The following is a 3,677-nucleotide window of genomic DNA, read 5'->3' as shown; positions in this document are numbered from 1 at the left end:
CCGGCGGCACGACACGGAGGGGAGCGGACCTCCCGGCGGAACGGTCCGTCGGCGGCGTGCCGCCGACGTGTCGCCAGGAGATCCACTCCCCTCGTGGCCCCAGGACCCGGGTCCGGGAGCGGTTCGGCGGACTCACCGGCGCCGTCGCGGGACGCGTGCGCCGGTTCCGTCCGCCGGATCAGCGGCCGGTCACTGTCCGGTGGCCGCCTTCTTCTTGCGCAGGAAGAACATCGCCGCGCCGCCCGCGGCCACGAGGGCCACCGCGATGCCCGCGATCACCGGCGTCGCGCTGGAGCCGCCGGTGTTCGCGAGGTCGCCCTCGCCGCCGGTCGTGTCCTCGGCGGAGCCGCCGGCCGGGCTGGGGGCGGAGGACGGGGTGTCACCGTCCGTGCCCGGCGTCTCGGTCCCCGGGGCCGGGGTGCCCTGGGTCTTGCAGTCCAGGACGCCCTGGAAGCGCTCCGAGAAGCCGTTCGGGCCGGTGACGGTGAAGTCGTACGACGCGTCCTCGTCGACCGGGACGGTCACCGTCTTGCTGCCGCCCGCCTCGATCGTGTGCTCGGCGCCCGCGAGTTCGAAGGTGAACGGGGTGTCGCCCTCGTTGCTCGCCGTGACGTCGACGCCGCCCTCGGCGCAGTTCTTCTCCGCCGTGACCGAGGGGATGGCGCCCTTGGTGGCCCAGTTCGCGGTCGCGTCGGCCGTGACCGTGGACTCGCTGGAGCCGGCGAGGATCTGCGTCTGGCTCTTGCTGGGGCTCGCGAACGCGCGGCCGACCGGGATCTCGGTGGTCGCCCGGACCGTCAGCGAGGCCGAACCGTCGGCCGTGCCCTCGGGAACGTCGAAGTACAGCTCGGTGCCGTCGCCGGCGGACGTGAGGGCCTTGCCGTCCTTGTCGGTCACCTTGACGCCGGCGCCGGCCGCGTCGGCGGAGGCGGCGACGGAGACCTGGCCGGCGTCGGTGCGCACGGTCACCGGGCCGAGCTTGCCGCCGGCCTTGCCGGAGACCGCGTTGGGCTCCAGCGTGAGGGAGGTCTTCGGCTCCTGGAGGTTCTGCGCCTGGGCCTCCAGCCAGTCGGCGAGCTTCTCGGCCTGCGCGTCGCGGGCCTCGACCTTCGCCCCGTCCGAGAAGCGCCAGATGGCCACCTGGGTGCCGGCCGCCGCGGTCTTGGCCGTCAGCCCCTCGGTACCCGACTTCCGGGCCAGCGCCGTCAGGTCGTCGACCTGCGGGTACGAGTTCTGCAGGATCCAGAGGATCTTGCCGGCGTTCTCGTTGGCGCCGAGCGAGGTCTGGGCCCAGGGGGTCTCCAGGTACTTCGCCTTGTTCTGGGTCGGGTTGTGGATGTCGATGCAGTACGACTGCAGACGGCCGCTGCCCTCGACGCTCATCTCGAACAGGCCGGCGGCGATGTTCTTGGTCTTGCCGTCGCCGATGTCCAGACGGGCCGAGTCGTACGTCTTCAGCCCGTCGAGAGTGGCGACCGCACCCCCCTGGTGATGGACGTCGTCCCCGTCGGCGGCGGCGTTGCCCGCGCCTGCGAGGAGGCCCATGGTGAGCAGTCCGGCCGTGGCCGCCCCCGCGGCCATACGTCGTCCGGTGGTGCGCCGCCCGGTCGTGGCGGACGCGGATTGAAGAGCAAACACAGATTTCCCCTCCGGCGGGACCCGCAACGGGACACGCGAGTTGTGTTCACACGTGATGCGTGGTGGAAGAGTCACGCCAGTTGTCTCAAGTGCTGGACAAGCACACGGTGATCCTAGGGACGGAAGCGCCGCGGATCCCCCTTCCCGGCGCCGGACGATCATTCCGAATCGGAACCGTTACTTCCGACGACCGGAGTGTCCCCATCCATCCAATCTTCACAACCCACTTGGGAAGTCTGCACACCTACTGTCCGGTAGAGGGCGGCCACCGGTATGTGCTCGGCACGCTTTCCCGTGTCCCATGTCCCGTTCCGGGAAAGGCGGTTGGGCGATCGGCCGGGAGAGGCGGTTGGGCGATCGCCAGGAAAGACGGTCAGGGCGGCCGGCGAGGCGGACGCCGGGCCCGGGGCGGACCCGGGCCACGCGGTGGCGCTCACGGCGCGGCGTCCGTGAGCGCCAGGGCGGCGAGTTCGGTCCGTGCGGTGACGCCGAGTTTGGGGAACGCCTTGTAGAGGTGGTGTCCGACGGTGCGCGGGCTGAGGAACAGCTGTGCGGCGATGTCCCGGTTGGACAGCCCCCGTGCGGCCAGCCGGACGATCTTCCGTTCCTGCGAGGTGAGCACGGACAGTACCCCGCCCGCGGCCTCGGCCCCGGGTACGGTTCCGCCGGTCGCGTCGAGCTCGGCGCGGGCCCGCTCCTCCCAGGGAGTGGCGCCGATCCTCCGGAAGGTCTCGAACGCGTCCCGGAGTTGGGTCCTGGCCTCGGACTTGCGGCGCGTGCGGCGCAGCCACTCGCCGTAGAGGAGAGCGGTTCGCGCGCGTTCGAACCGCCGGTCGTCGGGGTGCAGCCGCAAGGCGGCCCGGTACAGCTCCGCCGCGTCCGTTTCCGGCGCGAGCAGCGCGCGGCAGCGTTGGACGTGCGCGTCGATCCACGGCTGCGCGGCGTCGTGCGCCCAGGCCGTGAGCCGTGCGAGCGGCTCACGGGCGTCGGCCGGCCGGCCGAGCCGCACCGCCGCCTCGACCAGGTCGGGAACGCTGCGCAGGCCGGGAAGCTGATGGCTCACCGGTCCGGTGTGCAGGACGGCCAGGCGGGTACGGGCGGACTCCCACCGGGCGTGGCCGAGGTCGAGCAGGGCCAGCGCCCAGTGCGCCCAGGACATGCCGGGTGGGACCGCGCCGGGCTCCGGCGCGGCGAGCGCGTCGTCGGCGAAGGCGTGACAGCCTCGCTCGTCACCCGTCACCGCGGCCAGGTAGGCCAGCACGCCGCTGATCTCGGCGGTCCACTGCCGGTGCCCGAGCTCCTGGGCGATGCCCAGCGCCTCGGTCGCCTCGTCCCAGGCGTCGGTGTGACGGCCGAGGAAGGTCGACGTCCGGGCGACGCACGCCAGCACGGGCGGTGTCCGGCCGATCCATCCGCGGTCGCGGCACCGGACGAGGAGCTCGCCGGCCACCCGGTGCGCCTCGGTGTCCTGACCTGCGGCCTGAAGGCTGGTGGCCCCGACCAGGATCGTGTCGTGCGGGCCGCCGAACCCGGTCCGTGCGGCGGCCGCGATACGGCGTGCGAGGGTTCCGTGGTTGCGGTCCCCCCGGCCGATCGCGGACCGCACCGTCCAGGTCAGCAGGCGGGCCACGTGGATGAGCGGGTCGTCGGGCGGCAACGGCAGGGCGTCCAGCCGGTCCGCGGTGTCCGCGATCTCGTCCTTCCCGAGGTACCAGGCGGCGTGCACCGCGTCGAGCATCATGCGGGCGGCCAGTGCCGGATCGTCGGTCCGGGTCAGCTCGGCCGCCTCGGTCAGCGACCGGCAGGCCGTGCGGAGCAGACCGTGGTGGAACGCCGCGGCGGCGCGGACCCGGATGGCGCGCACGGTCAGGGCCGGGTCGTCGGTGCTCGCCGCGCCGTGCCGGGCGAGCTCCGCCATGCGGTCGATGTCGCCTTCCTCGGCGATCGCCTCCGCGGCCAGCACGAGCCGGCGGGCCCGGTCCGGGCCGGACTCCGTGAGCTGCGCGGCCCGTTCGTAGGCCGCCGCCGCGGCGGCGTAT

General features: G+C 73.3%; 2 protein-coding genes. Both read right to left on the bottom strand.

Features of this window, described 5'->3' with window-relative positions; translation table 11 throughout:
* Positions 1–189: 189 nt before the first annotated feature.
* Positions 190–1,581, bottom strand: coding sequence for a Cys-Gln thioester bond-forming surface protein (locus tag B7767_RS00120; RefSeq protein ID WP_179166982.1), 1,392 nt, complete (start codon positions 1,579–1,581; stop codon positions 190–192).
* 490 nt (positions 1,582–2,071) lie between these two features.
* Positions 2,072–3,677: helix-turn-helix transcriptional regulator (locus B7767_RS00115; protein ID WP_218775759.1), on the bottom strand; the 1,606-nt coding region annotated here is incomplete at its 5' end.

The sequence above is a fragment of the Streptomyces sp. 13-12-16 genome (assembly GCF_002114215.1).
Classification (GTDB): Bacteria; Actinomycetota; Actinomycetes; order Streptomycetales; family Streptomycetaceae; genus Streptomyces.
This window is presented reverse-complemented; position numbering and strand designations above follow the sequence as displayed.